The 26,968-nt window shown below is 63.0% G+C and carries 26 protein-coding genes; 20 read left to right on the plus strand and 6 right to left on the minus strand.

The genetic code is table 11. The features are described 5' to 3' along the window. The first annotated feature begins 40 nt into the window (after window positions 1-40). The 11 genes from HU770_RS17930 to HU770_RS17980 all read left to right on the plus strand — a co-directional run bounded on the left by HU770_RS17930 (window position 41) and on the right by HU770_RS17980 (window position 12,335). Complete coding sequence (locus HU770_RS17930) at window positions 41-1,129, plus strand: efflux RND transporter periplasmic adaptor subunit (RefSeq protein ID WP_033702123.1); 1,089 nt, start codon at window positions 41-43, stop codon at window positions 1,127-1,129. Next, window positions 1,126-2,193 carry an efflux RND transporter periplasmic adaptor subunit gene (locus HU770_RS17935; RefSeq protein WP_186664670.1) on the plus strand — a complete coding sequence of 356 codons (1,068 nt, stop codon included), beginning with the start codon at window positions 1,126-1,128 and terminating at the stop codon, window positions 2,191-2,193. Before HU770_RS17930 ends, HU770_RS17935 begins: the two co-directional genes overlap by 4 nt. After that, a complete protein-coding gene (locus tag HU770_RS17940; RefSeq protein ID WP_186664672.1) occupies window positions 2,190-5,243 on the plus strand; it encodes an efflux RND transporter permease subunit in 3,054 nt (1,017 codons plus the stop codon). Before HU770_RS17935 ends, HU770_RS17940 begins: the two co-directional genes overlap by 4 nt. Window positions 5,244-5,427: 184 nt before the next feature. Continuing rightward, window positions 5,428-5,610: a sulfur starvation response protein OscA gene (gene oscA / locus HU770_RS17945; protein WP_186657732.1), complete on the plus strand. Its 183-nt coding sequence runs from the start codon at window positions 5,428-5,430 to the stop codon at window positions 5,608-5,610. Window positions 5,611-5,661: 51 nt separating this feature from the next. Then, a complete protein-coding gene (locus HU770_RS17950; RefSeq protein WP_033702118.1) occupies window positions 5,662-6,669 on the plus strand; it encodes a sulfate ABC transporter substrate-binding protein in 1,008 nt (335 codons plus the stop codon). Window positions 6,670-6,756: 87 nt separating this feature from the next. After that, complete coding sequence (cysT, locus tag HU770_RS17955) at window positions 6,757-7,575, plus strand: sulfate ABC transporter permease subunit CysT (protein WP_033702116.1); 819 nt, start codon at window positions 6,757-6,759, stop codon at window positions 7,573-7,575. 12 nt (window positions 7,576-7,587) lie between these two features. Beyond that, window positions 7,588-8,460: a sulfate ABC transporter permease subunit CysW gene (cysW, locus tag HU770_RS17960; protein ID WP_033702114.1), complete on the plus strand. Its 873-nt coding sequence runs from the start codon at window positions 7,588-7,590 to the stop codon at window positions 8,458-8,460. A 3-nt stretch (window positions 8,461-8,463) separates the two neighbouring features. Continuing rightward, a complete protein-coding gene (locus tag HU770_RS17965) occupies window positions 8,464-9,453 on the plus strand; it encodes a sulfate ABC transporter ATP-binding protein (RefSeq protein ID WP_033702112.1) in 990 nt (329 codons plus the stop codon). A gap of 443 nt (window positions 9,454-9,896) precedes the next feature. Then, window positions 9,897-10,478 (plus strand): alpha/beta hydrolase, encoded by a 582-nt coding sequence (locus HU770_RS17970; protein ID WP_186657736.1) that lies wholly within the window; start codon window positions 9,897-9,899, stop codon window positions 10,476-10,478. A 64-nt stretch (window positions 10,479-10,542) separates the two neighbouring features. Continuing rightward, window positions 10,543-11,373, plus strand: a complete 831-nt coding sequence (locus HU770_RS17975) for a sigma 54-interacting transcriptional regulator (protein WP_186664674.1) — start codon at window positions 10,543-10,545, stop codon at window positions 11,371-11,373. A gap of 176 nt (window positions 11,374-11,549) precedes the next feature. Next, the gene (locus HU770_RS17980; RefSeq protein ID WP_047582135.1) at window positions 11,550-12,335 is read left to right on the plus strand and encodes a MetQ/NlpA family ABC transporter substrate-binding protein; all 786 of its coding nucleotides are present in this window, start codon (window positions 11,550-11,552) and stop codon (window positions 12,333-12,335) included. 105 nt (window positions 12,336-12,440) lie between these two features. Here HU770_RS17980 and HU770_RS17985 read toward each other — a convergent pair whose 3' ends face one another. Next, the gene (locus HU770_RS17985; protein WP_186664676.1) at window positions 12,441-14,804 is read right to left on the minus strand and encodes a penicillin acylase family protein; all 2,364 of its coding nucleotides are present in this window, start codon (window positions 14,802-14,804) and stop codon (window positions 12,441-12,443) included. Window positions 14,805-14,890: 86 nt separating this feature from the next. Between HU770_RS17985 and HU770_RS17990 the strand changes: the two genes are divergently transcribed. Then, a complete protein-coding gene (locus tag HU770_RS17990) occupies window positions 14,891-15,457 on the plus strand; it encodes a sugar O-acetyltransferase (protein WP_186664678.1) in 567 nt (188 codons plus the stop codon). On the opposite strand, the gene HU770_RS17995 is transcribed toward HU770_RS17990, so the two are convergent. After that, window positions 15,436-15,993 carry a DUF6436 domain-containing protein gene (locus tag HU770_RS17995; protein WP_186664680.1) on the minus strand — a complete coding sequence of 186 codons (558 nt, stop codon included), beginning with the start codon at window positions 15,991-15,993 and terminating at the stop codon, window positions 15,436-15,438. The two genes, HU770_RS17990 and HU770_RS17995, sit on opposite strands and share 22 nt — an antisense overlap. Window positions 15,994-16,228: 235 nt before the next feature. Here HU770_RS17995 and HU770_RS18000 point away from each other — a divergent pair, with 235 nt between their 5' ends. Beyond that, complete coding sequence (locus tag HU770_RS18000) at window positions 16,229-17,155, plus strand: alpha/beta hydrolase (protein ID WP_033702090.1); 927 nt, start codon at window positions 16,229-16,231, stop codon at window positions 17,153-17,155. Here HU770_RS18000 and HU770_RS18005 read toward each other — a convergent pair whose 3' ends face one another. Continuing rightward, complete coding sequence (locus HU770_RS18005) at window positions 17,156-17,908, minus strand: DUF2059 domain-containing protein (RefSeq protein ID WP_186664682.1); 753 nt, start codon at window positions 17,906-17,908, stop codon at window positions 17,156-17,158. 113 nt (window positions 17,909-18,021) lie between these two features. Between HU770_RS18005 and HU770_RS18010 the strand changes: the two genes are divergently transcribed. Together HU770_RS18010 and HU770_RS18015 are read left to right on the plus strand one after the other, a co-directional pair. Beyond that, window positions 18,022-18,654 (plus strand): 2OG-Fe(II) oxygenase, encoded by a 633-nt coding sequence (locus HU770_RS18010; RefSeq protein ID WP_033702087.1) that lies wholly within the window; start codon window positions 18,022-18,024, stop codon window positions 18,652-18,654. Beyond that, on the plus strand, window positions 18,641-19,138 hold the full coding sequence (locus tag HU770_RS18015; RefSeq protein ID WP_186664684.1) for a DUF523 domain-containing protein: 498 nt from the start codon (window positions 18,641-18,643) through the stop codon (window positions 19,136-19,138). Before HU770_RS18010 ends, HU770_RS18015 begins: the two co-directional genes overlap by 14 nt. A 6-nt stretch (window positions 19,139-19,144) precedes the next feature. Here the strand turns inward: HU770_RS18015 and HU770_RS18020 are convergent, their stop codons facing one another. Further along, window positions 19,145-19,633: a transporter substrate-binding domain-containing protein gene (locus HU770_RS18020; RefSeq protein WP_186657757.1), complete on the minus strand. Its 489-nt coding sequence runs from the start codon at window positions 19,631-19,633 to the stop codon at window positions 19,145-19,147. 199 nt (window positions 19,634-19,832) lie between these two features. On the opposite strand from HU770_RS18020, the gene HU770_RS18025 reads away from it, so the two are divergent. Beyond that, window positions 19,833-20,312 (plus strand): DUF4399 domain-containing protein, encoded by a 480-nt coding sequence (locus HU770_RS18025; protein WP_186657759.1) that lies wholly within the window; start codon window positions 19,833-19,835, stop codon window positions 20,310-20,312. An 81-nt stretch (window positions 20,313-20,393) separates the two neighbouring features. Here HU770_RS18025 and serA read toward each other — a convergent pair whose 3' ends face one another. Further along, entirely contained in the window at window positions 20,394-21,623 is a 1,230-nt protein-coding gene (gene serA, locus HU770_RS18030; RefSeq protein WP_027592284.1) for a phosphoglycerate dehydrogenase, read from the minus strand. A 171-nt stretch (window positions 21,624-21,794) separates the two neighbouring features. On the opposite strand from serA, the gene HU770_RS18035 reads away from it, so the two are divergent. The 4 genes from HU770_RS18035 to HU770_RS18050 all read left to right on the plus strand — a co-directional run bounded on the left by HU770_RS18035 (window position 21,795) and on the right by HU770_RS18050 (window position 26,043). Next, on the plus strand, window positions 21,795-23,192 hold the full coding sequence (locus HU770_RS18035; RefSeq protein ID WP_033702081.1) for an FAD-binding oxidoreductase: 1,398 nt from the start codon (window positions 21,795-21,797) through the stop codon (window positions 23,190-23,192). Between the two features lie 25 nt (window positions 23,193-23,217). Then, on the plus strand, window positions 23,218-23,883 hold the full coding sequence (locus HU770_RS18040; protein ID WP_186657765.1) for a fumarylacetoacetate hydrolase family protein: 666 nt from the start codon (window positions 23,218-23,220) through the stop codon (window positions 23,881-23,883). Between the two features lie 239 nt (window positions 23,884-24,122). After that, the gene (locus HU770_RS18045; protein ID WP_186657769.1) at window positions 24,123-25,049 is read left to right on the plus strand and encodes an SdiA-regulated domain-containing protein; all 927 of its coding nucleotides are present in this window, start codon (window positions 24,123-24,125) and stop codon (window positions 25,047-25,049) included. Window positions 25,050-25,140: 91 nt separating this feature from the next. Further along, entirely contained in the window at window positions 25,141-26,043 is a 903-nt protein-coding gene (locus tag HU770_RS18050; protein ID WP_033702078.1) for an SdiA-regulated domain-containing protein, read from the plus strand. Window positions 26,044-26,164: 121 nt separating this feature from the next. On the opposite strand, the gene rpiA is transcribed toward HU770_RS18050, so the two are convergent. Beyond that, window positions 26,165-26,839 carry a ribose-5-phosphate isomerase RpiA gene (gene rpiA / locus HU770_RS18055; RefSeq protein WP_033702077.1) on the minus strand — a complete coding sequence of 225 codons (675 nt, stop codon included), beginning with the start codon at window positions 26,837-26,839 and terminating at the stop codon, window positions 26,165-26,167. Window positions 26,840-26,968: the final 129 nt, after the last annotated feature.

Raw genomic sequence — 26,968 nt, forward strand, 5'->3', positions numbered from 1 at the left:
CGCATTCCTCGAACCATTTGCGCGCAAGCAAGGAGCCCGCATGACGTTGAGGCGTCTTCTGTCGGTCGTCTGCCTGGGGTTGCTGTTCATGTTGTCGGGGTGCGAGAGGGAAGTCTCGAGCCCGGAACTGCCTCGGGTCGGCGTGCTACAAGTACAACCCACTGACTTCGCTGCCAGGGTCACCCTGACCGGCGACGTGCAGGCACGGGTGCAAACCGATTTGTCGTTCCGTGTGGGCGGCAAGATCATTTCACGCAGCGTCGATGTGGGCGATCACGTCAAGGCCAACCAGGTACTGGCGCGGCTCGACCCCAAAGACTTGCAGAACAACGTCGACTCGGCCAAGGCTGAAGTGTTCGCCGCCCAGGCGCGTGTGACACAGACGGCCGCCGCCTTCGTGCGCCAGCAAAAACTGTTGCCCAAAGGCTATACCAGCCAGAGCGAGTACGACTCTGCCGAAGCGGCGCTGCGCAGCAATCAGAGCGCGCTCAAGGCCGCTCAGGCACAGCTGGCCAATGCCCGGGAGCAGTTGAGCTATACCGCGCTGGTGTCCGAGGCCGATGGCGTGATCACCGAGCGCCAGGCCGAAGTCGGCCAGGTGGTGCAGGCGACCATGCCGATCTTCGGCCTGGCCCGCGATGGCGACCGCGACGCGGTGTTCAATGTCTATGAATCGCTGCTGGTGGCACCGCCAAGCGATGCCGGAGTGGTCGTCAGCCTGCTCGATGACCCCAAGGTTCAGGCCCAAGGTTTTGTCCGCGAAATCACCCCGACGGTGTCGGCGCAGAGCGGCACGGTGCAGGTCAAGGTGGCCTTGCGCAACGTGCCGCCGGGCATGCAATTGGGCTCGCCGGTCACCGCCACGGCCAATGCTCAGGGGCGGCCGAGCATCGAGTTACCTTGGGCGGCACTGACCAAGGCCTTGCATGAGCCGGCAGTGTGGGTGGTGGGCGAGGGCGACAAGGTCGAGCTGCGCAAAGTGCAGGTCACGCGCTACCTCACCGGCAAGGTCGTCGTCGCCCAAGGCATCAAAGGTGGCGAAACGGTTGTGGTCAGCGGTGGTCAGCTCTTGCATCCGGGCATGCAGGTTGAAAAAGTCGATGCTCAGGATGGAGGCGCCGCGCCATGAAACGTCTAATGCTGATAGGCGCGGCAGGGCTGTTGTTGAGCGCCTGTGGCAGTGAAGAACAGCAACCTGAAGCCGTGCGCCCTGTGCTGTCGACCCTGGTCGAGGCGCAGGCGCAGTCGCAGCTGGGCCGCTTCGCCGGCGCCATCCAGGCGCGTTTTGAAAGTACCCTGGGTTTTCGCGTCTCCGGGCGCATCGCCCGGCGTTGGCTGGATGTCGGCGCCCAGGTGAAACCCGGCGATACCTTGGCCACCCTTGACCCGACCGACCAGCAGAACCAGCTGCGCGCGGCCGAGGGCGACCTCGCCAGGGTTCAGGCGCAGTGGATCAACGCCCAGGCCAACGCACGTCGTCAGCAGCAGTTGTATGACCGCGGCGTTGGCGCCCAGGCCCAGCTGGATATTGCCCAGACCGACCTGAAAACCACCGGTGCCAGCCTGGAGCAGGCGCGCTCGGCGGTCAGCCAGGCTCGCGATCAGCTCGACTACAGCACCCTGCGCAGCGACCATGCGGCCGTGATCACCGCCTGGCAGGCCGAAGCCGGGCAGACCGTCACGGCCGGGCAGGCCGTGGTCACCCTGGCCCGACCAGACGTCAAGGAAGCGGTCATCGACTTGCCCATAAACATTGCCGAAGCATTGACCAAGGACCTTACGTTCACCGTTGCCTCGCAGTTGGATACCAGCATCAACACCACCGCCACCCTGCGCGAGCTGGAGCCCCAGGCCGACGCTGCCACGCGCACCCGGCGTGCCCGGCTGACCCTGGCCAGCACCCCGGACGCGTTCCACCTGGGCACGGCGATCAGCGTGACCCTGACCTCTGCGATCACCCCGCGCAGTGAACTGCCCTTGAGCGCGCTGCTTGAGCGTGATGGCAAAACCCAGGTCTGGGTGATCGACCCTCAACAGAAAACAGTCGCCCCCCGTGACGTCACGTTGACCGAACGCACCGGCGACAGCTTCATGTTGAGCGCCGGCGTACAACCCGGCGAGCGCGTGGTTACCGCTGGCGTGAACAGCCTCAAGCCCGGCCAGAAAGTTACCTTCGACGAGGACGCGCAATGAAAGGAAGCTTCAACCTGTCCGAGTGGGCGCTGCGCCACCAGTCCTTCGTCTGGTACCTGATGTTCGTCGGTTTGCTGATGGGGATTTTTTCCTATTTCAACCTGGGCCGTGAGGAAGACCCGTCGTTCACCATCAAGACCATGGTGATCCAGACCCGCTGGCCGGGTGCGACGCAGGACGAGACCCTTTACCAGGTCACCGACCGCATCGAGAAGAAGCTCGAAGAGCTCGACTCCCTCGACTACACCAAAAGCTACACACGCCCCGGCGAGTCCACCGTCTACGTCTACCTGCGCGACACCACCAAGGCCGCCGACATCCCGGACATCTGGTATCAGGTGCGCAAGAAGATCCAGGACATTCGCGGCGAATTCCCCCAAGGCATCCAGGGGCCGGGCTTCAACGACGAATTCGGCGACGTGTTTGGCTCCATCTACGCCTTTACCGCCGATGGCCTGACCCTGCGCCAGTTGCGCGACTATGTGGAGCAGGCCCGGGCCGAGGTGCGTGAAGTACCCAATATCGGCAAGATCGAACTGGTCGGCACCCAGGACGAAGTGCTGTACCTGAAGTTCTCGACCCGCAAGCTGGCGGCCCTGGGCATCGACCAGCGCCAAGTCATGCAGGCGCTGCAGCAACAGAACGCGGTGACCCCGGCCGGGGTGATCGAAGCCGGGCCAGAGCGCATCTCGGTACGTACTACCGGGCAGTTCGCCTCCGAGAAAGACCTGCAAACCGTCAACCTGCGGATCAATGACCGCTTCTTCCGCCTGGCCGATATCGCCGATATCGAGCGCGGCTATGTCGACCCGCCTTCGCCGATGTTCCGCTACAACGGCCAGACTGCCATTGGCCTGGCGATCGGCATGAAGGCCGGCGGCAACATTCAAGTGTTCGGCGCTGCGCTGAAGCAGAAGATGGACAGCATCGTCAGCGACCTGCCAGTGGGCGTGGGTGTGCACACCGTGTCCGACCAGTCGGTGGTGGTCAAGGACGCGGTGGGCGGCTTTACCAGCGCCTTGTTCGAGGCGGTGGTGATCGTGCTGGCGGTGAGCTTCGTCAGCCTGGGCGTGCGCGCCGGGCTGGTGGTGGCCTGCTCGATCCCGCTGGTGCTGGCCATGGTCTTTGTGTTCATGGAATACAGCGGCATCACCATGCAGCGGATCTCGCTGGGTGCGCTGATCATCGCCCTGGGGCTGCTGGTGGACGATGCGATGATTACCGTCGAGGTGATGGTCACACGGCTGGAAATGGGCGAGAGCAAGGAGCAGGCGGCCACCTTCGCCTACACCTCGACGGCATTCCCCATGCTCACCGGCACCTTGGTGACCGTGGCCGGCTTCGTGCCGATCGGCCTCAATGCCAGTTCTGCCGGCGAGTACACCTATACCCTGTTCGCAGTGATCGCCGTGGCACTGATCGTGTCCTGGGTGGTGGCGGTGTTCTTTGCGCCGGTGCTGGGCGTGCACATTCTCAAGATTGACAAGCTCAAGGCCCACGACGCCGAGCCTGGCCGGTTAGGGCGGGCGTTCGAAGGCGGTTTGCTGTGGTGTATGCGCAACAGATGGCTGACCATCATCGGCACCATCGTATTGTTCGTCCTGGCGTTGTTCTGCATGCGCTTTGTGCAAAACCAGTTCTTCCCGTCGTCCGATCGCCCGGAAATCCTCGTCGATCTCAACTTGCCGCAAAACGCCTCGATCGAGGAGACGCGCAAGGTGGTCGACCGCCTGGAGGCAAGAATCAAGGACGACCCGGACCTGGTGCGCTGGAGCACCTATATCGGCCAGGGCGCAATCCGCTTCTACCTGCCCCTGGACCAGCAACTGCAGAACCCGTACTACGCCCAGCTGGTCATCGTCAGCAAAGGCTTCGAGGAGCGTGCAGGCATGATGGCGCGCCTGCAGAAACTGCTGCATGAAGAGTTCGTCGGTATCGGCACCAACGTGCAGTCGCTGGAGATGGGCCCGCCGGTGGGCCGGCCGATCCAGTACCGCGTCAGCGGCAAGGACATCGACCAGGTGCGCAAGCATGCGATCGACCTGGCCACGCTGCTCGATGCCAACGAGCACATCGGCGAGATGATCTACGACTGGAACGAGCCCGGTAAGGTGCTGCGGATCGAAATCGCCCAGGACAAGGCACGCCAGCTGGGGCTGTCGTCCGAAGACGTGGCGAACGTGATGAACAGCATCGTCAGCGGCGCACCGGTGACCGAGGTCAACGACAATATCTACTTGGTGGACGTGGTCGCCCGTGCCGTGGACAGCGAGCGGGGTTCGCCGGACACACTGCAGAACCTGCAGATCGTCACCCCAAGTGGCACCTCGATACCGCTGCTGGCCTTCGCCACCGTGCGCTACGAACTGGAGCAGCCGCTGGTGTGGCGCCGTGACCGCAAGCCGACCATCACCATCAAGGCCTCGGTCAACGGCGACATCCAGCCCACCGACCTGGTGGCCCAACTGAAGCCGAAGATCGATGAGTTCGCCAGCCAGTTGCCGGTCGGCTACGAAGTGGCCACGGGCGGTACGGTGGAGGAGAGCGGCAAGGCGCAAGGCCCGATCGCCAAGGTCATCCCGCTGATGCTGTTCCTCATGGCGACCTTCCTGATGATCCAGCTGCACAGCGTGCAGAAGCTGTTCCTGGTGGTCAGCGTGGCGCCGCTGGGGCTGATCGGTGTGGTGCTGGCGCTGGTGCCGACCGGCACGCCGATGGGCTTTGTGGCGATTCTCGGGATTCTCGCCCTGGCCGGCATCATCATTCGCAACTCGGTGATCCTGGTGACCCAGATCGACGAGTTCGAAGCGCAGGGGTTCTCGCCATGGGATGCAGTGGTGGAGGCCACCAACCATCGGCGGCGGCCGATCCTGTTGACTGCGGCGGCAGCCAGCCTGGGCATGATTCCGATAGCCCGAGAGGTGTTCTGGGGGCCGATGGCCTACGCCATGATCGGCGGCATCATCGTCGCGACGTTGCTGACCTTGCTGTTCCTGCCGGCCCTGTATGTGGCCTGGTACAAGATCCGCGAGCCGCAAAAACAAAACTGAAGCGCGTCATCGAACCCTGTGGGCGCGGCTAAAGCCGCGACCACAGGGTTTTTTAAAATGGTTATATAAAAATTCTTAAACAGTATTTTTAAGAATATCCGCGCCTCACTACTATTGCCCTCAAGCCAGGCGCAACCCCCCCTTCAAACCTCTGCCCGGCACCCTCACTGCAAGGAGAACGAGCATGAGTGCATCGCTGCGTAGCATCGACGGTCAGGACGAAGCCACCATTCTGCGTGAGATCCAGAGCGCCTTGCGCGATCTGCGCTTCGGTGCGGTGGAGATTACCGTGCACAACGCTCAGGTCGTCCAGATCGAGCGCAAGGAGAAGTTCCGCCTGCAACAGCCCGGCAGCAAGTCCGGCTGATCGCGCCACACCTTCCAAAAAATTAGAAAAATGCCAATCGGGAGCTTCACCATGTCCATCCGCCGTTATGCGCTCGCCGCCCTGGCCAGTGCTGTTTTTGCCGGTTCCGCAATTGCCAAGGACTACGAACTGCTGAACGTGTCCTATGACCCGACCCGTGAGTTATACCAACAGTACAACGCCGAATTCATCAAGCACTGGCAGCAGTCCCACCCGGACGACAAGGTGAAGATCCAGCAATCCCACGGTGGCTCGGGCAAGCAGGGCCGTGCCGTGATCGATGGCCTGCGCGCCGACGTGGTGACCTTGGCCCTGGCCGGCGACATCGACGAAATCGCCAAGCTCGGCAAGACCCTGCCGGACAACTGGCAGACCCGCCTGCCGGACGCCAGCACCCCGTACACCTCGACCATCGTGTTCTTGGTGCGCAAGGGCAACCCGAAAGGCATCAAGGACTGGGGCGATCTGATCAAAAAAGACGTTTCGGTCATCACCCCGAACCCGAAAACCTCCGGCGGCGCACGCTGGAACTTCCTTGCCGCCTGGGCCTACGGCCTGAAGACCGGTGGTAGCGAAGACAAGGCCAAGGCCTATGTGCAAGAGCTGTTCAAGCACGTGCCAGTGCTGGATACCGGCGCCCGTGGCTCGACCATCACCTTCGTCAACAACGGCCAGGGCGACGTCCTGCTGGCCTGGGAAAACGAAGCCTTCCTGGCGCTGAAGGAAGACGGTGGCGCCGACAAGTTCGAAATCGTCGTGCCTTCGCTGTCGATCCTGGCCGAGCCACCGGTGGCCGTGGTCGACAAGAACGCCGAGAAGAAGGGCAATACCGCAATTGCCACCGAATACCTCAAGCACCTGTACAGCCCGGCTGGCCAGAAGATTGCCGCCGAGAACTTCTACCGCCCACGTGACGAGAAGGTCGCTGCCGAATTCGGCAAGCAATTCCCGAAACTGGACCTGGTAACCATCGACAAGGACTTCGGTGGCTGGAAAACTGCGCAACCGAAGTTCTTCAACGACGGCGGTGTGTTCGACCAGATCTATCAGGCCCAGTAATTCTGCGCCTGCGGGAGCAACACCCTTCAGTAGCCTGCACGGGCCCGGCTTAACCGCCGGGCTTCGTGCGTTCAACCAGGGATATTTATGTCACGTCGTATTTCCCCCGTCATACCCGGCTTCGGGCTGACGCTGGGCTACACCTTGGTGTACCTCAGCCTGATTGTGCTGATACCGCTGGCCGCGATGTTCGTGCATGCCGCGCAGCTGACCTGGGAGCAGTTCTGGACCATCATCAGCGCGCCGCGGGTGATCGCCGCGCTCAAGCTGAGTTTCGGCACCGCCCTGTTCGCCGCCATCATCAATGGCGTGATCGGCACCCTGCTGGCCTGGGTGCTGGTGCGCTACACCTTCCCCGGGCGCAAGATCATCGACGCGATGATCGACCTGCCATTCGCCCTGCCGACTGCCGTTGCCGGTATCGCCCTGACTGCCCTGTACGCGCCGGCGGGCTGGGTTGGCCAGTTCGCCACTGACCTGGGCTTCAAGATTGCCTACACGCCGCTGGGCATCACCCTGGCGCTCACCTTCGTCACGCTGCCATTCGTGGTGCGCACGGTGCAGCCGGTACTGGCCGACATCCCGCGTGAAGTGGAAGAGGCCGCCGCCTGCCTGGGCGCGAAACCGCTACAGGTGTTCCGCCATATACTGGCGCCAGCACTGCTGCCCGCCTGGCTGACCGGTTTTGCCCTGGCCTTCGCCCGCGGGGTGGGTGAGTATGGTTCGGTGATCTTCATTGCCGGCAACATGCCGATGAAGACCGAGATCCTGCCGCTGCTGATCATGGTCAAGCTCGACCAGTACGACTACACCGGCGCAACCGCCATCGGCGTGTTGATGCTGGTGGTTTCCTTCATTCTGCTGCTGCTGATCAACCTGCTGCAGCGCCGTATCGAAACCCCTTGAAGGAGGCCGGCTATGTCTAGTTCATCCCTGAGCGCTACTGCCGCCGCCAATGCTGCCCGGCGTGGCAGCGCCACCTCGCGGCGTATTTTGATCGGCCTTGGCTGGCTGGTGTTCGCGCTGTTCCTGCTGCTGCCGCTGGTGATCGTGGTGTCGCAGGCTTTGAAGAACGGGTTTGGCACCTTCTTCGAAGCGATTTTCGAGCCTGATGCGCTGTCTGCGCTCAGGCTGACCTTGCTGGCGGTGGCCATTTCGGTACCGCTGAACCTGGTGTTCGGCGTCAGCGCCGCGTGGTGCGTAAGCAAGTACACCTTCCGCGGCAAGAGCGTGCTGGTCACCCTGATCGACCTGCCGTTCTCGGTGTCGCCGGTGATCGCCGGCCTGGTCTACGTGCTGATGTTCGGTGCCCAAGGCTTCTTCGGGCCATGGCTGCAGGACCACGATATCCAGATCGTCTTTGCCTTACCGGGCATCGTGCTGGCCACCATCTTCGTCACCGTGCCGTTCGTGGCCCGTGAACTGATCCCGCTGATGCAGGAGCAGGGCACCCAGGAAGAAGAGGCCGCGCGCCTGCTCGGTGCCAATGGCTGGCAGATGTTCTGGCACGTGACCCTGCCGAACATCAAGTGGGGCCTGATCTACGGCGTGGTGCTGTGTACCGCGCGAGCCATGGGTGAGTTCGGCGCGGTGTCGGTGGTGTCGGGCCATATCCGCGGCGTCACCAACACCTTGCCGCTGCACGTGGAGATCCTCTACAACGAGTACAACCACGTTGCGGCCTTCAGCGTGGCCAGCCTGTTGCTGATCCTGGCGCTCTTCATCCTGCTGCTCAAGCAGTGGAGCGAGAACCGTATTAACCGCCTGCGCCACAGCGCTGCGGAGGAATAATTCATGTCGATCGAAGTTCGTAACGTCAGCAAGCGCTTCAACAGCTTCCAGGCCCTGGACAACATCAACCTGGATATCCACAGCGGTGAGCTGGTGGCCTTGCTCGGCCCGTCCGGCTGCGGCAAGACCACTCTGCTGCGCATCATCGCCGGGCTGGAAACGCCGGATGACGGCAGCATCGTGTTCCACGGCGAGGATGTGTCTGGCCACGACGTGCGTGATCGCAACGTCGGGTTCGTGTTCCAGCATTACGCGCTGTTCCGCCACATGAGCGTGTTCGACAACGTCGCTTTTGGCCTGCGCATGAAGCCCAAGGGCGAGCGCCCGAGCGAGAGCAAAATTGCCGAGAAAGTGCATGAGCTGCTGAACATGGTGCAGCTCGACTGGCTCTCCGACCGTTACCCCGAGCAGCTTTCCGGTGGCCAGCGCCAGCGTATCGCCCTGGCTCGCGCCTTGGCGGTGGAGCCCAAGGTGCTGTTGCTCGATGAGCCGTTCGGTGCCCTGGATGCCAAGGTGCGTAAAGAGCTGCGCCGCTGGCTGGCGCGCCTGCACGAGGACATCAACCTCACCTCGGTGTTCGTGACCCATGACCAGGAAGAGGCCATGGAAGTAGCGGACCGCATCGTGGTGATGAACAAGGGCGTGATCGAGCAGATCGGTTCGCCGGGTGAAGTGTACGAGCAGCCGGCCAACGACTTCGTTTATCACTTCCTGGGTGACTCCAACCGCCTGGCCTTGAGCGAAGGGAACCATGTGCTGTTCCGCCCCCACGAGGTGTCGCTGTCGCGGCATGAGACCGAGGGGCATCACGCCGCCGAGGTGCGCGACATTCGCCCGCTGGGCGCGACGACCCGGGTGACCTTGAAGGTGGAAGGGCAGAGCGAGCTGATCGAAGCTGAGGTGGTCAAGGACCACGATAGCCTGACGGGCCTGGCGCGGGGGGAGACGCTGTTCTTCAGGCCGAAGGTCTGGCAGAAGGTGGCGGATATCTGAGCCGCTTCAAAATAAAAACCCGGGCATGGTCCCTAATGCTGTTCACTTAAGTTCGCCGGGGGCCGCTCTGCGGCCCTTTCGCGGCACAAGGCCGCTTGTACATTTGTTGCGGGCCAATTATTCCTGAGGCATTGGCGCGCGGCCCCCTTTGGCGCCCGCCTCGATATCGCGTCGTACAAACAAGGCGGTCGCGTACGCAGGGACAGGCGTGATTGGCCCGAAACAAATGGAGCGAGCTAGCTCGCGATGCGCCGCCCGCGCGGCGCTCGGTTTACGCATCACCGCAACCCCTGAACCAGGCACCACGACGCCATCACACATCCCCATCTCAGTCGCTCTGTAAATGAATTTAAGTTATTAATAAATAGCTTCTTATTCCTTTACGAATATAACTGCCTCCCTATACTGGTCTCCAAGCACGCAAACTCACTGGAGGCGTCCCCATGCGCAATGAGCCTATTCGTTACCTGATTGTGCCGGGCTGGCAAGGATCGCCAGACAACCATTGGCAGAGTCACTGGCAGCGCACCCTGCCCAACAGCGCCCGGGTAGAGCAGCACGACTGGCTGACCCCGCAACGGCGCGATTGGGTGCAGGCCCTGGAGCAGGCGATTACCGCCGAACGCTCGCCGGTGATCCTCATCGCCCACAGCCTGGGCTGCATCACCGTCGCCCACTGGGCCGCCGAGGCCAGCCCGGCATTGCTGCGCCAAGTGCGTGGCGCGCTGCTGGTGGCGCCTGCGGATGTCGAACGGCCGACCTGCGCGCCGGCCCTGCGCAACTTCGCGCCGATCCCGATGCAGGCGCTGCCGTTCCCAAGCCAGGTGGTCAGCTCCGACAACGACCCGGCAGTGAGCGTGCCGCGTGCACTGCACCTGGCCCAGGCCTGGGGTGCTGAAGCGGGGTTGCTGACCAATGCCGGGCACATCAACGTCAAGTCCGGCCACGAGCGTTGGGAACAAGGCTTCGCCTACCTGTATCGCCTGCAGAGCCGGGTCGAGCAGCGCGCACTGCGCCGCGCCTGATCGCCCCTACTGATTACCGTTAGCCTGACGCCCGGCCATCGAAGGCCTGGGGCGGGAGTTCGTCATGACCTTTCAAAACCCGTTTGGCCAGCCGCTGCTGACCTTCCCCGAGCTGGACAAGAGCCCGCTGAGCATTCGTGCCAAGGCCCTGGTGTTCATCGACCCCCGTTCGCAACAGCTTCGCCAAGACCTCGAACGCCTGGCGCCACTGCCCTTGCCTGTGCTTATTCGTGGCGAGACCGGCACCGGCAAGGAGTTGCTGGCGCGGCAGATTCATCGCGCCAGTGACCGCAGCGGGCTGTTCGTGTCGGTCAATTGCGCGGCCATCAGCCCGACCTACGCCGACGCCGAATTGTTCGGCTACAGCGCTGGTGCCCACAGCGGCACTGCCAGCAGCCGCGCCGGGTGGTTCGGTTCGGCCAACGGCGGCACCCTGTACCTGGACGAGATAGCCGACTTGCCGCTGGAGATCCAAGGCAAGCTGCTGGCCGCGCTGGAAAACCGCGAAGTGACCCGCGTCGGCGCGCAGCAGCCTCAGCCTGTGGATGTGCGCCTGGTGGCGGCGACCAGCATCGACCTGGCGCGGGTGGTGAAGGCTGGCAGGTTCAATGAGCGCCTGTACCAATACCTGCGCGAGGGCGCGCTGGAACTGCCCCCCTTACGCGAGCGCCGTGGCGATATTCTGCCGTTGGCCGAGTACTTTGTGGGTATCTACACCGCCCGCCTGCAACGCTCGGTGCCGCTGATCAGCGACGCGGCCCAGCAGGTGCTGGAAACCCATGCCTGGCCCGGCAACACCCGCGAGCTGGAGAACGTCATCCACTTCGCCCTGCTGGTGAATGACAGCGAAGAGATCCAGCCGGAGGACCTCGACCTGCCCAACCCTGCGCGTTAGACAGCGCTCATAAGCAAAGGCGGTGATGGCAGTTTGTTTTTGGAATAAGCAGCTAATTAAAAGATATTGTTACGGTATAAGAAATCTCGGTATTGTCCGCTTCACGCCCACCCCACACGGGGCAGGGCACCCGACTTCGCCATCGCCGATGGCCCAGATTCAGAACAAGGACCACCATGAAGAAGACCCTGCTGACCACTGCCCTGGCCGCCGCCCTGTCGCTCGCTGGCCTGGCCAATGCCGCCGAAAAACTGGTGGTGGCTGCTACCCCGGTGCCGCATGCCGAGATTCTCGAGCTGATCAAGCCGACCCTGGCCAAGGAAGGCGTGGACCTGCAGATCAAAGTCTTCACCGACTACGTGCAGCCCAACGTGCAGGTTGACCAGAAGCGTCTGGACGCCAACTACTTCCAGACCCTGCCGTACCTGCAGAACTTCAACGAGGGCAAAGGCACTCACCTGGAAACCGTGGTCGGCGTGCACGTCGAACCGTTCGGTGGCTACTCGAAGAAGGTAAAGAGCCTGAGCGAGTTGAAGGAAGGCGCTACTGTTGCCATCCCTAACGAGGGCAGCAACAGCGGCCGTGCCCTGCTGCTGCTGCAGAAGGCTGGCTTGATCACGCTGAAAGATCCGAAAAATGCCTTGGCCACCCCGAAAGACATCGCCACGAACCCGAAGAATCTGAAATTCCGCGAGCTGGAATCGGCCATGCTGCCGCGTGTGCTGGATCAGGTTGACCTGGACATGATCAACACCAACTACGCCCTGGAAGCCGGCTTGAACCCGGCCAAGGATGCGCTGGTGATCGAAGGCGCCGATTCGCCGTACGTGAACTTCCTGGTAGCCCGCCCGGACAACAAGGACAGCGACGCCATCCAGAAGCTGGCCAAGGCCCTGACCAGCCCGGAAGTGAAGGAATTCATCGCCAAGAAATACAGCGGTGCTGTACTGCCGGCGTTCTGATCCGGTTGTAGCCCTCCCACACGGTCCAGGTACTGCACAAACCTGTGTTCCAGTGCCCATCCTGTGGGAACGGGCTTGCCCCGCGAATGGGCTGCGCAGCAGCCCTTACTCAGCCGGCAGCAATCTCAAAGTGCTCTGCGCCGGAATCACTCCCATCTGTGCCTTCTGATACCGCCCCTCGATATAACCCTTGGCCTGATCCGCGTAATGCCGATCAAACGGCACGCCACTTTGCCCAACCGGGTTGCTCGTCAATGCCTGCCCTGCATCGGCAAAGTCGATCAGCCTTCGCGTCGAAGGCCCATAAGTCACCGGCCATGGCGCCGGCCCGATCTTCGCCGACAGATTGTTGGGCACCTCATGCGTGCCTGGCGCGGCAAACGGGCCGACGTTGAACAGCAGGTTCAGCGGCTTTTTCACGCCCAGCGGATGGTTATGGGTCAAGGTATGGGCCTTGCCCCATTGCCAACTGGCCGGGTCGCTGCCCAGGGTATCGCGCAGGTGCTTCAAGCTCTTCTGCCAGGCGATGCGCACGATTGCCGCGCGGTCGGTACGTTCGTTGGCACCTCGGGTGCTCCACCAGGGCGACGCGGCATCGGCTGCCAGGCGGGGCAGGGCGGCATCGATGGCGCGGGTGCTGATCAGCACCGGGAACCAGGTGTCGCCCAGTTCGTCATGCAGGGCAGCGAATGCCAGTTCATAGAGAAACTGGTTGAACAGCGTCGCGCTGGTCGAGTCCAGCGGGTAGTCACCGCCCCAGGCGGCCAGTTGCTCGACCAGCTCTTTTTCCTCGTCGCCCTCGGCCACCGCGCGCAGCGTCGCCAGCAACGGGGCAAGGGTGCGCGGGCCATAATCGCTGGTGGTGTCCAGCTGCAAGGCCTGGCTGTTCTGGGTGTCCCATTTCACGTCAGGGTTGGCCAGGTGGCGGTCGAGCTGGCGGCCGCGGTCCGGCAAGTTGTAGTAGCCCGGGACGGGCACTGCCGAGGGCGGCTGATAGTTGGCCGAAACGATGTAGCCGCGTGCCGGGTTCTCTTGCTGCGGGTTGGCACTGAAGGGGTAGAAACCGAGCTTGTCCGCCTGCGGGCCGGCGCCATCGAGGATGAATGTCGGGTTGACGCCTTGCGGGCGGATCGGCAGTTGTGCCGCTGCCCACCAGCCGATATCGCCACGGGCATTGGCCCAGACGAAGTTCAGCCCAGGCGCCTGAACCTTGGCGGCGGCCTCGCGCATCTTGCCCAGGGTGTCGGCACGGTTGAGCTGGTAGAACCCGTCGAGAATCGGGTTTTCGGTTTCAAGAAAAGCCCACCACATGGCCACCGGCGTGGTCCCGGCGCTTGCGCCCAGCACCTCGTTGACGATCGGGCCGTGGGGCGAGCGGCGCAGGCTGATGGTGACCGGAGCCTCGCCTTTGACGGCGATGGTCTGTTCAGTCTTCTCCAGTGTTTGCCATGTGCCGTCGATCATCACCTGGTCGCTGTTGGCGGGGTTGGTCCGTTCGGCGATCAGGTCGACGTCATCGTTCTGAAACATGGTCAGGCTCCAGCCGAAGTCGCGGTTGTGCCCGAGCAGTGCGAAGGGGTTCAGGGCCTGGAAGTAGCCGTAGAGGTTGAACCCAGGCGCCGACAGTTCGGCCTCGTACCACACCGCCGGCACTGCGAAACTGATGTGCGGGTCACCGGCCAGCAGGGGCTTGCCGCTGCGGGTACGGCTGCCGGAAACGGCCCAGGCGTTGCTGCCTTCGAACTGCGGGATACCGGCGTCGTTCAGGGCGTCATGGCTGAGCCGGGCAAGTGCCTCCAGGCTGCGCCAGTCGGCGGCGGCCAAGGGGCTAGCCAAGGCACCCTCGGGCTGCCAGTCGAGGTCGAAGATCTTCAGGTACTGCGGACCAAGCTGGTCGCGGATGTAGGTCAGTGCCGGCTCGGTACGGAACGCGGCGGCGAAACTGCAGGCCAGGTAGCCGGCGATGCTGAGGGTGTCTTCGGCAGTGAACGGACGTGGGGTAATGCCCAGCAGGTCGAATTCGATTGGCTTGGGGTGGCTGGCCTGCCAGCTGTCGATGCCTTCAAGGTAGGCTTGCAAGGCCTGCCAGGCGGGCGATTGACGGTCCAGCCGCTGCACCATCAGTGCCGCCTGATCGCGGATGCGCAGGCTGCGGAACAGGGTATCGGTGGGCAGCAGTTTGTCGCCAAGCACCTCGGCCAGCTCGCCTCGGGCCAGGCGGCGCATGATCTCCATCTGGAACAACCGGTCCTGGGCATGCACGTAGCCCAAGGCGCGGTACAGGTCCTGTTCGTTCTGCGCCTGCAGGTGCGGCACGCCGCGCGCGTCATAGCGCACACTGACCGGCGCCTGCAGGCCGGCGATCAGCACCTCGCCCTCGCGTTGTGGCAGCTTGCCGTGCACGTACCAGTAACCGGCGCCAGCGGCCACGGCGATCACCACGGCCAACAGGGTCAGGCTGCGCTTCATCGAGACTCCTTGTGCATTCGAACGGAAACTGTGGTCCGATCATCGACGGATTCGCGAACAGAGCATAGCCCTCGGAAGGAGTTTCCATGTCCCTCAGCGAAAAACAGAAAATGCTCAGCGGCCAGCTCTACCACGCTGGCTGCCCCGAGCTGCAGGCCGAGCAGATTGCCAACAAGCACTGGATGCATCGCTACAACAACAGCTTCGAACTGCTCAACGACGCACGTCACAGCCTGCTGGCCGAGCACTTTGGCCAAGCCGGCGAAGGCACGGTGATCCGCCCGCCGTTCTATTGCGACTATGGCTACAACATCAACGTTGGCAGCAATACGTTCATCAACTTCAACTGTGTGATCCTCGATGTGCTGCCGGTGCACATCGGCGACGATTGCCAGATTGGCCCGGCGGTGCAGATCTACACCGCCGACCACCCATTGGACCCTGAGCTGCGCCGCACCGGCCTTGAAAGCGGTCGGCCGGTGACCCTTGGCAACAATGTGTGGATTGGTGGCGGGGCGATCATCCTGCCGGGGGTGACCCTTGGCGACAACGCGGTGGTCGGCGCGGGCAGCGTGGTGACGCGCGATGTGCCCGCGGGTGCGGTGGTGGTGGGTAACCCGGCGCGGGTGCGTCAGGCGCCCCAAGGGCAGTAGCAACCCACCGCCAGGGTGTTGGAGGCGGTCACTGGGCGGCCGTCGAGCAACGCCTTGATAATCGGCTCGATGAAGCTGTTGCTGGCGTTGCACACCGCGCCCTCGCTGTAGGGGCCGAAGTAGGCCAGGTGGCCTTGCCGGTCCCAGATGGCCACGGCCGGGGAGGCGGGCAGGTGTTCGCTGCCAGGAAGGCTGGCGAGGGGCTTGAGGGCAGTGAGGTTCGCCGGTAGCTGGCCGTGGCTGCCGGGCTTTTGCAACACATGGAAGGTGACGCCCTGGCCTGTGAACTGGCTGACCAAGTCGCCCAGGTGTTGCTGGTTACCGACATTGCACGGGCAGGCCGGGTCCCAGAAGTGCACGACGCGGATCGGCCCGGGGCCGGCCAGTTCAGGGGGCAGTTGCAGTTGGCTGCCGTCGAACAGGGTGGTCTGGTTGTCGAACGGGCGCAGGTAGCGGGCCTGGAAGGCGTCGTAGGCCAGCCACAGGGTGAGGATGCAGAGCAACAGGGCAAGCAGTTTGATGGCGCGAGTATTCATGAGGGTGTCCGCGGGCCTTTGTAGGAGCGGCCTTGCGTCGCGAACGGGTTGCGGAGCAGCCCCAGGATTTCAGCTTCGCCGCCGACATTGCCGGGGCTGCTCCGCACCCCATTCGCGACGCAAGGCCGCTCCTACAAGGACCGATGCCAGGCATTGGTAAGTGACCAAGCTTGCCACGTTGAGGCTCAGAGCTGAATATCACAGATCAATACTCGCTTCGCTCTGGATGTACCCAATGCCCGCTGCCTTACTCCCCGACCTGCTGCGCGCCAGCCTGGCGCCCTTGACCGATCGCCAGCCGTTGTCGGCGCAGGGTCGGGATTACCAGCATTTCTACGGCCTGGATCTGCCTGTACAGCGCTGGCTGGGTGGCTTCCAGGCGGCCGGGTTCGATGTGGTCGGGCAAGTCTGGCTACCACCGCAGCCGGTGGCCACCGTATTCCTGCTGCATGGCTATTACGACCACATGGGTCTCTATCGGCATGTGATCGAGTGGGCGCTGGGCCAGGGCTACGCGGTGATCAGCTGCGACTTGCCCGGGCATGGCCTATCCAGTGGTGAGCGGGCCAGTATCAGTGACTTCTCGCTGTATCAGCAGGTGCTCGATACCCTGTTCGAGCAAGCACGCAGGCTGGACCTGCCGCGCCCTTGGCACCTGTGCGGGCAGAGTACGGGTGGCGCCATCGTGGTCGACCACCTGTTGCACCGGGGCGAGCAAAGCCCGGCCGACGGACAGGTGATTCTGCTTGCGCCGCTGGTGCGGCCCAGTGCCTGGCGGTGGTCGAAGTTCAGCTACTGCGTGCTGCGCCATTTCGTCAACGGCATCGAACGGCGGTTCAGTGAGAACACCAATGACCCGGCATTCCTGACGTTCCTGGAGGCCGACCCGCTGCAACCGCGCCGCCTCCCGACCGCATGGGTCGGTGCACTGATCGCCTGGGTCAAGCGCATAGAAGCGGCGCCACGCAGCACGCGGCGGCCCTTGATCGTACAGGGTGAGGCGGATGGCACGGTAGACTGGCCCTACAACCTCGAAGTGCTCAAGGCCAAGTTCACCGAGCCGCAGATCCTGATGCTGCCCGACGCGCGGCACCACCTGGCCAATGAACTGCCCGGCATTCGCCAGCGTTACTTCGCCTTCATCGACCAGCGCCTGGGCTGATCACTTGAGGTCGGCAGCGCTCTGGCCCACCGCCAGCCCCGCTCGCACCGCCGCCAGTGCCGCCTGGTAATACGCCTTGCCTTCGGTCGATTCGGCGAAGGTGGCGAACGCTTCAAGCTCGGCGTCGGACAAGTCGCGGTAGACGTACAGCAAGGTATTGTTGAGGTCTTCGCCGATCTGGTTCATCAGCCGTTGGCGCTGGCCGTCGAGCAGGCCCTGGGCCTGGCCGCCGCCGAACAGGCCGGGGATCATCGAGCTGAGGCTGTCGGCGGCGACGCCGGCAATCGCCAGGCTGACTTCGGCACCCGCCTCGCGGGCTGGCAGCGCCTGGGCCAGGTGGCCGATGAGCAGCAAACGGTCGTCGCTGGCCTGGATCTTCGGCAGGCCTTTGGCATGCTTGGCCAATTGGTCCTTGCGCGTGGCCTGCAGTTCGGCGGCCACCACCTTGCGGCCCAGCGGCGACTGGAAGAAGGCCAGCGCGGGTGCGGGGTTGTTCAGGGTGGCACGCAGTTGCGCCTGGGCACGACGGTCCACGGCCTGGGCCTGGAAGCGCTGATTGCTGTTGTTGACCAGCGCTTGGTAGACCGCAGGCGGCAGGCTGTTGCGATAGCGTTCCTGGGCGGCGCTCAGGGCATCGTTGAAGTGGGCGCGCTGGTCGGGCCAGCCGGCGGCCTTGTACAGTTGATCCAGGTTGTCTGCCCAGACAGGCATGGCGCAGATCATCAGCAGAATCAGGGAAAACAGACGGCGCATTCAGGACTCCTGTCGGCAGGCTGCCATTGTCCTTGTCCCAGCGTCGGTTTGTCGAGATACCTGCGCGCTTCTCAGCCAAGTGGCGCTGTGCGAGTGCAGGGCTAATGGATATGATGCGCGCCATGCACACCTCCCCTGAACACCCGATGCTTGCGGCCGTCGTCGACGATCTGGCCACCCATGGCTGGTCCCAGCAGGCGCTCTTTCTGCCTGCCGACCTGGTGCGCGCGCTGGCGGCCGAGTGCCGACGCCGTGATGCCGAAGGCGAACTCAACCCGGCTGGGGTCGGGCGCGGGGCTTCACAGGAGGTACGCGAGGCGATCCGCGGCGACCAGATCCAGTGGATCGACCCCGGCCAGGCCGCCGCCTGCGACCAGTACCTGGCAGCCATGGACCAGCTGCGCCTGGCCATCAACCAGGGGCTGTTTCTCGGCCTGGAAGACTTCGAATGCCATTTCGCCCTGTACCCACCAGGGGCGTTCTACCGCCGTCACCTGGATCGCTTCCGTGACGATGACCGGCGCATGGTCTCGGCGGTGTTCTACCTGAACGAGGGTTGGCAGCCGCAGGATGGCGGCCAGTTACGCATGTTCCTGGCCAATGGTGTCGAGCACGATGTGCAGCCTGTGGCCGGCTGCCTGGTGGTGTTTCTGGCGGGCGATGTGCCCCATGAGGTGTTGCCGGCCGGGCGTGAGCGACTGTCGTTGACCGGCTGGTTCCGCAGGCGTGGCAATGACCCGTTCTGAGCTGCCGAAGGTACTGGTCAGCGCTTGCCTGCTGGGGCAGCCGGTGCGCTATGACGGCCGCGCCAGTGGCCACCCGGGCCTGTTGCAGCTCTGGCAGGGCGAAGGGCGGGTGGTGCCGTTGTGCCCGGAAGTGGCCGGCGGCCTGCCGACCCCGCGCCCGCTTGCGGAGATCCCCGGCGGACAGGGCGGCGAGGTGCTCGACGGCCAGGCACAGGTGTTGACGGTATCCGGTGAGGACGTCAGCGACGCCTTCCTGGCGGGTGCTCAACTGGCATTGGCGCTGGTGCGCCGGCACGGGATTCGGGTCGCGGTGCTCAAGTCCGGCAGCCCCTCGTGTGGTAATCGCCTGACCTACGATGGCACCTTCAGTGGGGTGAAGGTGCCGGGGGAAGGGGTGACCACGGCCTTGCTGCGGCGCGAGGGGGTGCTGGTGTTCAGTGAGCTGGAGCTGGATGAAGCGCAGCAGGCACTGGCGAACGTGTAGGCGCGGTCACTGGCCTGCGGCCGTCTCCTGCACACCCTTGAACCACTTCTGCTCAAGCTCCGCCGTGCGCCCGCTGTCCTTGAGGCGCTGCAAGGCGTTGTTCACCGCGCTCTCGAATGCCGGGTTGTCCTTCTGGAACGGGATGACCAGCTTTTTCTCGCCAAAAGGCTGGCTCAGGTCGAACGGTGTATCGGCTTTGGGCGCGTTGTCCAACGGGGTCAGGGTGATGTCGTACTTGCCACTTTCGACACCTGGCAGCACTTCGGCCGCAGGCGTTTCGATGAACTCGGCACGCAGGTCCAGTTGGTTGGCCAACGCTTGGCCGAAGTCGATTTCAAAGCCCGTCAGGTGGTCGTTTTCTTTGAACGCATACGGCGAGTTGTCGGCCTGCACGGCAATGCGCAGTTCGCCCCGGTCGGCGATTTCGTCGATCAGCTCGGCTTGAGCCAATGGCGTGATCAGTACTGCCAGCAGTACACCTATGGTCGAACGCATGTAATGCCCCTTTATCCTTTGGCAAATGAATAACTTTCGCCACGACTTTCTTCCTCGTCGTGGTCGAGCGCAGCCTATGACCTTGAAGCCTTGGCGAGGTTTAACCCTAACTGAAATATTTCTCTTTGTGGGCTATGGTGAACTACCGCCGCCGATCGTTTGCAGGTGGCGGTCAATAAGTGAATCACAGGAGAAGTGAATGAACAGCCTATTTTCGCGTGCTGCCGTAGCCGGTCTGCTGATGGGGGCCTCGGTGTTCGCCAGTGCTGCGGATGCCCTGAAGAGCCAGGAGCCGCCCAAGGATGCCAAGGTCTTCATCGTTTCCCCCGCCGATGGCGCTACGGTCGACAAGACCTTCACCGTCAAGTTCGGCATCGAGGGCATGGGGCTAAAACCTGCGGGTGACCAGACCCCGCATACCGGGCATCACCATTTGCTGGTGGATGTCGACAAGCAGCCGGTGGCCGACATGCCGCTGCCAACCAGCCTGATGCCGGAGAACAACGCGCCGCTGCCGGCCGGCCCGCAAGTGCTGCACTTCGGCAAGGCACAGACCGAGGCGACCATTACCCTGACGCCGGGCAAGCACACCTTGCAGCTGGTGCTGGGTGACCAGTATCACGTGCCGTTCAAGCCGAGCGTTGAATCGAAGAAGGTCACGGTCACTGTGGAAGAGTGAAACAGGCCTGCGCAGCAGGCCCAGGATCCAAACGAAAAAGGGAGGCCACCAGGGCCTCCCTTTTTCATGATGCAGTGAAACTTAGAACAGTACGCGGGAGCGGATGGTGCCCTTGACGTGCTGCAGCTTCTCCTGCGCCAGGTCCGAGTATTCGGCGTCGACGTCGATTACCACGTAACCCACTTTCTCGTTGGTCTGCAGGAACTGACCGGAGATGTTGATGCCGTTCTCGGCGAAGACCTTGTTGATCTCGCTGAGCACGCCTGGGATGTTTTCGTGGATGTGCAGCAGGCGGTGTTTGCCTGGGTGCGCCGGCAGGGCAACTTCCGGGAAGTTGACCGAAGACACCGAAGTACCGTTGTCGCTGTACTTGACCAGCTTCTCGGCAACTTCCAGGCCGATGTTGGCCTGGGCCTCTGCGGTGGAACCACCGATGTGCGGGGTCAGGATCACGTTGTCCAGGCCGCGCAGCGGGCTTTCGAACTCTTCGTCGTTGGAGCGCGGCTCGACCGGGAATACGTCGATGGCGGCGCCGATCAGGTGCTTGTCCTTGATCGCGGCGGCCAGGTGATCCAGCTCGACCACGGTACCGCGGGCGGCGTTGATCAGGATCGAACCCTTCTTCATCGCGCGGATTTCCTTCTCGCCGATCATCCACTGGGTGGATGGCAGCTCAGGCACGTGCAGCGACACGATATCGGCCAGGCCCAGCAGCTCGTGCAGGCTGGCGACCTGTACAGCGTTGCCCAGCGGCAGCTTGGTCAGCGGGTCGAAGAAGTAGACCTGCATGCCCAGGTTCTCGGCCAGGACCGACAGTTGGGTGCCGATCGAGCCGTAGCCGACGATGCCCAGCTTCTTGCCGCGGATCTCGAAGGAATTGGCCGCGCTCTTGATCCAGCCGCCACGGTGGCAGGAAGCGTTCTTCTCAGGGATGCCGCGCAGCAGCAGGATGGCTTCGGCCAGCACCAGCTCGGCCACCGAACGGGTGTTGGAGTACGGTGCGTTGAACACGGCGATACCGCGCTCGCGGGCCGCTTCCAGGTCGACCTGGTTGGTACCGATGCAGAAGCAGCCAACCGCGACCAGCTTCTTCGCACAGTCGAAGATCTCTTCGGTCAGTTGCGTGCGCGAACGGATGCCGATGAAGTGGGCATCGGCGATCTTTTCCTTCAGCTCGGCTTCCGGCAACGAACCAGTGAGGTATTCGATGTTGGTGTAGCCGGCAGCCTTGAGGGTATCGACCGCGTTCTGGTGCACACCTTCAAGAAGAAGGAACCGGATCTTGCTCTTGTCGAGAGAAGTCTTGCTCATCTGCGTAAACCTGTATCCCGGAGAAAAAATGGCGAGGGGTGATGCTAGGCGCGGCATCGGCCTTAGCATGAACAGCGGGAGGGCTATGCTAGCATACGCGACACAATCTGAGCTTATCCCGACAGGTGAAGAGTGCTCAGGGTGACTATGAATAAGTCGAGAGTTCCAGCGATGAACCACCCCGCTGTTATTGATGAACTGATGACCCTTGTCGACCCTGGCAAGGTCCTGACCGACGCGGCTTCCCTCGAAGCCTATGGCAAGGACTGGACCAAGCATTACCCGCCCGCGCCGACTGCCATTGTGTTGCCCAAGACTGTCGAGCAAGTGCAGGCGATTGTGCGCTGGGCCAATGCGCACAAGGTGGCCTTGGTGCCATCTGGCGGGCGCACCGGGCTTTCCGGTGGCGCGGTGGCCGCCAATGGTGAAGTCGTGGTCGCCTTCGACTACATGAACCAGATTCTCGATTTCAATGCCTTCGACCGCACCGTGGTCTGCCAGCCAGGGGTGATCACTCGGCAGCTGCAGGCCTATGCCGAAGAACAGGGCCTGTATTACCCGGTGGACTTCGCCTCCAGCGGCTCCAGCCAGATTGGCGGCAACATTGGTACCAATGCCGGCGGGATCAAGGTCATTCGTTACGGCATGACCCGCAACTGGGTGGCCGGGCTGAAAGTGGTCACCGGCAAGGGCGAGCTGCTGGAACTGAACAAAGACCTGATCAAGAACGCCACCGGCTACGACCTGCGCCAGCTGTTCATTGGCGCCGAGGGCACGCTGGGCTTCGTGGTCGAGGCGACCATGCGCCTGGACCGCGCCCCGCGCAACCTCACCGCGATGGTGCTGGGCACGCCAGACTTCGACTCGATCATGCCGGTGCTGCATGCCTTCCAGGGCAAGCTCGACCTGACCGCCTTCGAGTTCTTCTCCGACAAGGGCCTGGCCAAGATCATGGGCCGTGGCGACGTGCCGGCGCCGTTCGAGACCGATTGCCCGTTCTATGCGCTGCTGGAGTTCGAGGCCAGTACCGAGGAGGTCGCCAACGAAGCCTTGGCTACCTTCGAGCACTGCGTCGAGCAAGGCTGGGTGCTGGACGGGGTGATGAGCCAGAGCGAAACCCAGCTCAAAAACCTGTGGAAGCTGCGCGAGTACTTGTCCGAAACCATCTCGCACTGGACACCGTACAAGAACGACATTTCCGTCACCGTGTCGAAAGTGCCCGCGTTCCTGCGTGATATCGACGCCATCGTCGCAGAGCATTACCCGGACTACGAAGTGGTTTGGTACGGCCATATCGGCGACGGCAACCTGCACCTGAACATCCTCAAACCCGACGCCATGAGCAAGGATGACTTCTTTGCCTCGTGCGCCAAGGTCAACAAGTGGGTGTTCGAAATCGTCCAGCGCTACAACGGCTCGATCTCCGCCGAGCATGGTGTGGGCATGACCAAGCGCGACTACCTGGGCTACAGCCGCTCGCCCGAAGAAATCGCCTGCATGAAAGCAATAAAGGCCGTCTTCGACCCTAACGGCATCATGAATCCGGGTAAGATCTTCGCACCCGTATAAAAAGCAGTATCCAGAGGAGTCGGCCATGAGTTACCAGCACCAGTACGTAGACGGCACGCGCATTCACTTCCCGATGGGCAAGGTGGTGTGCATCGGCCGCAACTATGCCGAGCATGCCAAGGAACTGGACAACCCCATCCCCAGCGAGCCGTTGCTGTTCATCAAGCCGGGTAGCTGCGTGGTGCCGCTGGAAGGTGGTTTCAAGATCCCGACCGACCGTGGTGCCGTGCACTACGAGGCCGAGATCGCCGTGCTGATTGGCAAGCCGTTGTCCACCCGGCCGACCGAAGAGGAGGTGCTCGACGCCATCTCCGGTTTCGCCCCGGCGCTCGACCTGACCCTGCGCGACGTGCAGGCCAAGCTCAAGGAAAAGGGCCTGCCGTGGGAGCTGAGCAAGAGCTTCGACGGCGCCTGCGTGCTGCCGCCGTTCGTTTCGGCGTCCAGTTTCGAGGACGTGACCGACATCCCGGTGCGCCTGACCCTCAATGGCGAAGTGGTGCAGGACGGCACCAGCGCGATGATGCTCAACCCGATCGTGCCGATCATCCAGCACATTGCTGCGCATTTCTCGCTGCAGGCCGGCGACGTGATTCTGACCGGTACACCCGCTGGCGTAGGCCCGTTCAATGTCGGTGATGAGCTGGTGCTGGAACTGCCGGGTGTCAGCCGCTTCGAAAGCCGGGTGCTCTAACCTGGCACCGCTTGTGTAGGAGCGGCCTTGCGTCGCGAACGGGCCGCAAAGCGGCCCCTCGATTTCAGCGTCGCCGCCAATATCCCGGGGCTGCTTCGCACCCCTTTCCGACCGGTCCGGCGCCCCGGCAAGGCCGCGCCTACACACACGCGGATGTAACCTGACGGGTTTTTACCGTTTTTTCACACGGCATCTGGATAATGCGCAAACCTTCGCCCATTCACCCAGGATAACTCTGCATGGCATTGCCTTCCGGCGCCCCCGTTTCTGCAAAGCCCAAGCGACGCTTCTACCTGCGCTGGCCCTTTGGCCTGGCAGTTGCTGCGGTCATCGGCTATGGCGTCGCCGTGGCCATGCACTGGGATGACCGCGCGGTGCTGTGGATCCAGGAAAGCTTTGAAAGCACGGCCGAGCAGAGCGAGAGCGTGTGGTTGCCGGCCTACCAGGTCGATATCGACGCCAAACCTCTGCCGGGCATGGACGATGACGAAGCCTCGGACATCGCCTTCAACCCGCAAACCCGCACCCTGTTCGCCGTCATGGGCAAGAACCCGTTCCTGGTCGAGCTGAGCCTGGACGGCAATGTGCTGCGCCAGATCCCGCTGCACGGCTGGAACAACCCGGAAGGGGTGGCGGTGATGGAGGGTGGGCACCTGGCGATCGTCGACGAGCGGCTGCACGACCTGACCGTGGTCAAGGTGGATGCGCACACCACAGCGCTCAACCACGGCGATTTCCCAAGCTACGACCTGGGCAAGTCGGTGAAGAGCAACAAGGGCTTCGAAGCTGTGGCCTGGGACCCTTTGCGCCAACGCCTGGTGATCGGCGAAGAGCGCCCGCCCAAGCTCTACACCTGGAGCACCGATGGCCGGAGCCCGCTCAAGGGCGACAAACAGCCGCTGCCCAGTGATGAACTCGACCTGCGCAACCTTTCGGCCCTTGGCGTGGACCCGCGTACCGGGCACCTGCTGGTGCTGTCGGCAGACTCCAACATGTTGCTGGAGCTGGATGAGCAGGGCCAGCAAGTGAGCTTCATGACCTTGCTGGGTGGTTTCAACGGCCTTGAAGACACCATTCCGCGTGCCGAAGGCGTGGCCATGGACGACAAGGGCAACCTGTACATGGTCAGCGAGCCGGCGCTTTTCTATCGTTTCAAGAAAAACTGACACGATCATCTGATTTTTCGGATGATGGCATTAAGCTTTAGTTCAGTTGTTCGTGGTTAGATTCGTCACCCCTTCGTCGAGTCTGCCTCAAATGCGTCGTTTTCTTCGCCTGTCACTGATCCCGGCCTTCATTGGCCTGCTCTTGCTCGGTTGGGCCGGGCAAGAGTTTCGCCTGTTCGAGCGGGGCTGGTTCAACCTCAAGACCTGGTGGCAGCCTGCCGAACAAGGCATTGGCCTGGACCGCTATCGGGTAGTGGTCGAGGCACAGCCTGTCGAGGGCCTGGATGACGACATTTCGGCCCTGACCTACGACCCCGACCGCAAGACCCTGTTCACCGTCACCAATGCACGCTCGGAGCTGATCGAGCTGTCGCTGGACGGCCGCATCCTGCGGCGGGTGCCGCTGACCGGCTTCGGCGACCCGGAAGCGGTGGAGTACGTGGGGCCCAACAGTTATGTGATCACCGATGAACGCCAGCAGCGGCTGATTCGCGTGCGCCTTGATGACGACACGCTGTTCCTCGATGCCGGTGATGCCGAGCAGTTGACCCTGGGCATTGGCCTGAACGGCAACAAGGGCTTCGAGGGGTTGGCTTACGACTCGGCCGGTAAGCGCTTGTTCGTGGCCAAGGAGCGTGACCCGATGCTGATCTACGAAGTGCATGGCTTCCCGCATGAAAACCCCGAGCAGCCTTATGCCGTGAATGTGGTGCAGGATCGCAAGCGTGATTCGCGTTTGTTCGTGCGGGATCTGTCCAGTTTGCAGTTCGATGAACGCAGCGGCCACCTGCTGGCGTTGTCGGATGAATCGCGGCTGGTGCTGGAGCTCGACGTGAAGGGCAGGCCGCTGAGCACCCTGTCGTTGCGCAAGGGTTACCAGGGGTTGAAGCAGACGGTGCCGCAGGCGGAAGGGATCGCCATGGACGAGGCGGGGACCATTTACCTGGTCAGTGAGCCGAACCTGTTCTATGTGTTCAAGCAGCCGGCAGATTGATTGGCCTTGAGGGCCGCTTCGCGGGGCAAAGCCCGCCCCACAGACGCCCCCGCTGGATTGAAAAGGCGGGGATCTATGGGCGCGGCGGTTCGGCGATCCGACTTGCCCCGCGAAGGAGGGGTTACTCGGCCTTCAGGCTCTGCACGCCTTCAGCGGTGCCCAGCAGCAGCAGGTCTGCCGGACGTGCCGCGAACAGGCCGTTGGTGACCACGCCGACGATCGCATTGATCTGCGCTTCCAGCTCGACCGGGTTGGTGATCTGCAGGTTGTACACATCCAGGATCACGTTGCCGTTGTCGGTCAGCACGCCTTCACGGTACACCGGGTCACCGCCCAGTTTGACCAGCTGGCGCGCCACGTGGCTGCGGGCCATCGGGATCACTTCGACCGGCAGCGGGAAGGCGCCCAGCACCGGCACCAGCTTGCTGGCATCGGCGATGCAGATGAAGGTCTTGGCCACGGCCGCGACGATCTTCTCGCGGGTCAGGGCCGCGCCACCGCCTTTGATCAGGTTCAGGTGCGCGTCGCTCTCGTCGGCACCGTCGACATAGAACTCCAGCTCGCTGACGCTGTTCAGCTCGTAGACCGGGATGCCATGGCCCTTCAGACGCTGGGCAGTGGCCTCGGAGCTGGCGACCGCGCCATCGAAGGCGGTCTTGTGCTGAGCCAGGGCGTCGATGAAGAAGTTGGCGGTCGAACCGGTACCGACGCCGACAACGCTCTTTTCATCCAGCTTGGGCAGAATGAAGTCGACAGCGGCCTGGGCGACGGCCTGTTTGAGTTGGTCCTGGGTCATGCGGGCTCCGAGAGGGGCGGGGGAGGTTTCAAAGGGGCTTAGTATAACGGCTTGCGCGGCTTTGCTGTGGTCGCCCGACGTAGCGCTGGGGTAGACTCGCAGCCCTTGTCCTGCGGCCAGTGATGCTTT

It is taken from the genome of Pseudomonas sp. SWRI68, from assembly GCF_014269165.1.
Lineage (GTDB): Bacteria > Pseudomonadota > Gammaproteobacteria > Pseudomonadales > Pseudomonadaceae > Aquipseudomonas > Aquipseudomonas capeferrum.

Coding starts and splice junctions, on each gene's coding strand:
- HU770_RS17930 (WP_033702123.1), top strand. CDS start 41: ATGACGTTGAGGCGTCTTCTGTCGGTCGTCTGCCTGGGGTTGCTGTTC.
- HU770_RS17935 (WP_186664670.1), top strand. CDS start 1,126: ATGAAACGTCTAATGCTGATAGGCGCGGCAGGGCTGTTGTTGAGCGCC.
- HU770_RS17940 (WP_186664672.1), top strand. CDS start 2,190: ATGAAAGGAAGCTTCAACCTGTCCGAGTGGGCGCTGCGCCACCAGTCC.
- oscA (WP_186657732.1), top strand. CDS start 5,428: ATGAGTGCATCGCTGCGTAGCATCGACGGTCAGGACGAAGCCACCATT.
- HU770_RS17950 (WP_033702118.1), top strand. CDS start 5,662: ATGTCCATCCGCCGTTATGCGCTCGCCGCCCTGGCCAGTGCTGTTTTT.
- cysT (WP_033702116.1), top strand. CDS start 6,757: ATGTCACGTCGTATTTCCCCCGTCATACCCGGCTTCGGGCTGACGCTG.
- cysW (WP_033702114.1), top strand. CDS start 7,588: ATGTCTAGTTCATCCCTGAGCGCTACTGCCGCCGCCAATGCTGCCCGG.
- HU770_RS17965 (WP_033702112.1), top strand. CDS start 8,464: ATGTCGATCGAAGTTCGTAACGTCAGCAAGCGCTTCAACAGCTTCCAG.
- HU770_RS17970 (WP_186657736.1), top strand. CDS start 9,897: ATGCGCAATGAGCCTATTCGTTACCTGATTGTGCCGGGCTGGCAAGGA.
- HU770_RS17975 (WP_186664674.1), top strand. CDS start 10,543: ATGACCTTTCAAAACCCGTTTGGCCAGCCGCTGCTGACCTTCCCCGAG.
- HU770_RS17980 (WP_047582135.1), top strand. CDS start 11,550: ATGAAGAAGACCCTGCTGACCACTGCCCTGGCCGCCGCCCTGTCGCTC.
- HU770_RS17985 (WP_186664676.1), bottom strand. CDS start 14,804: ATGAAGCGCAGCCTGACCCTGTTGGCCGTGGTGATCGCCGTGGCCGCT.
- HU770_RS17990 (WP_186664678.1), top strand. CDS start 14,891: ATGTCCCTCAGCGAAAAACAGAAAATGCTCAGCGGCCAGCTCTACCAC.
- HU770_RS17995 (WP_186664680.1), bottom strand. CDS start 15,993: ATGAATACTCGCGCCATCAAACTGCTTGCCCTGTTGCTCTGCATCCTC.
- HU770_RS18000 (WP_033702090.1), top strand. CDS start 16,229: ATGCCCGCTGCCTTACTCCCCGACCTGCTGCGCGCCAGCCTGGCGCCC.
- HU770_RS18005 (WP_186664682.1), bottom strand. CDS start 17,908: ATGCGCCGTCTGTTTTCCCTGATTCTGCTGATGATCTGCGCCATGCCT.
- HU770_RS18010 (WP_033702087.1), top strand. CDS start 18,022: ATGCGCGCCATGCACACCTCCCCTGAACACCCGATGCTTGCGGCCGTC.
- HU770_RS18015 (WP_186664684.1), top strand. CDS start 18,641: ATGACCCGTTCTGAGCTGCCGAAGGTACTGGTCAGCGCTTGCCTGCTG.
- HU770_RS18020 (WP_186657757.1), bottom strand. CDS start 19,633: ATGCGTTCGACCATAGGTGTACTGCTGGCAGTACTGATCACGCCATTG.
- HU770_RS18025 (WP_186657759.1), top strand. CDS start 19,833: ATGAACAGCCTATTTTCGCGTGCTGCCGTAGCCGGTCTGCTGATGGGG.
- serA (WP_027592284.1), bottom strand. CDS start 21,623: ATGAGCAAGACTTCTCTCGACAAGAGCAAGATCCGGTTCCTTCTTCTT.
- HU770_RS18035 (WP_033702081.1), top strand. CDS start 21,795: ATGAACCACCCCGCTGTTATTGATGAACTGATGACCCTTGTCGACCCT.
- HU770_RS18040 (WP_186657765.1), top strand. CDS start 23,218: ATGAGTTACCAGCACCAGTACGTAGACGGCACGCGCATTCACTTCCCG.
- HU770_RS18045 (WP_186657769.1), top strand. CDS start 24,123: ATGGCATTGCCTTCCGGCGCCCCCGTTTCTGCAAAGCCCAAGCGACGC.
- HU770_RS18050 (WP_033702078.1), top strand. CDS start 25,141: ATGCGTCGTTTTCTTCGCCTGTCACTGATCCCGGCCTTCATTGGCCTG.
- rpiA (WP_033702077.1), bottom strand. CDS start 26,839: ATGACCCAGGACCAACTCAAACAGGCCGTCGCCCAGGCCGCTGTCGAC.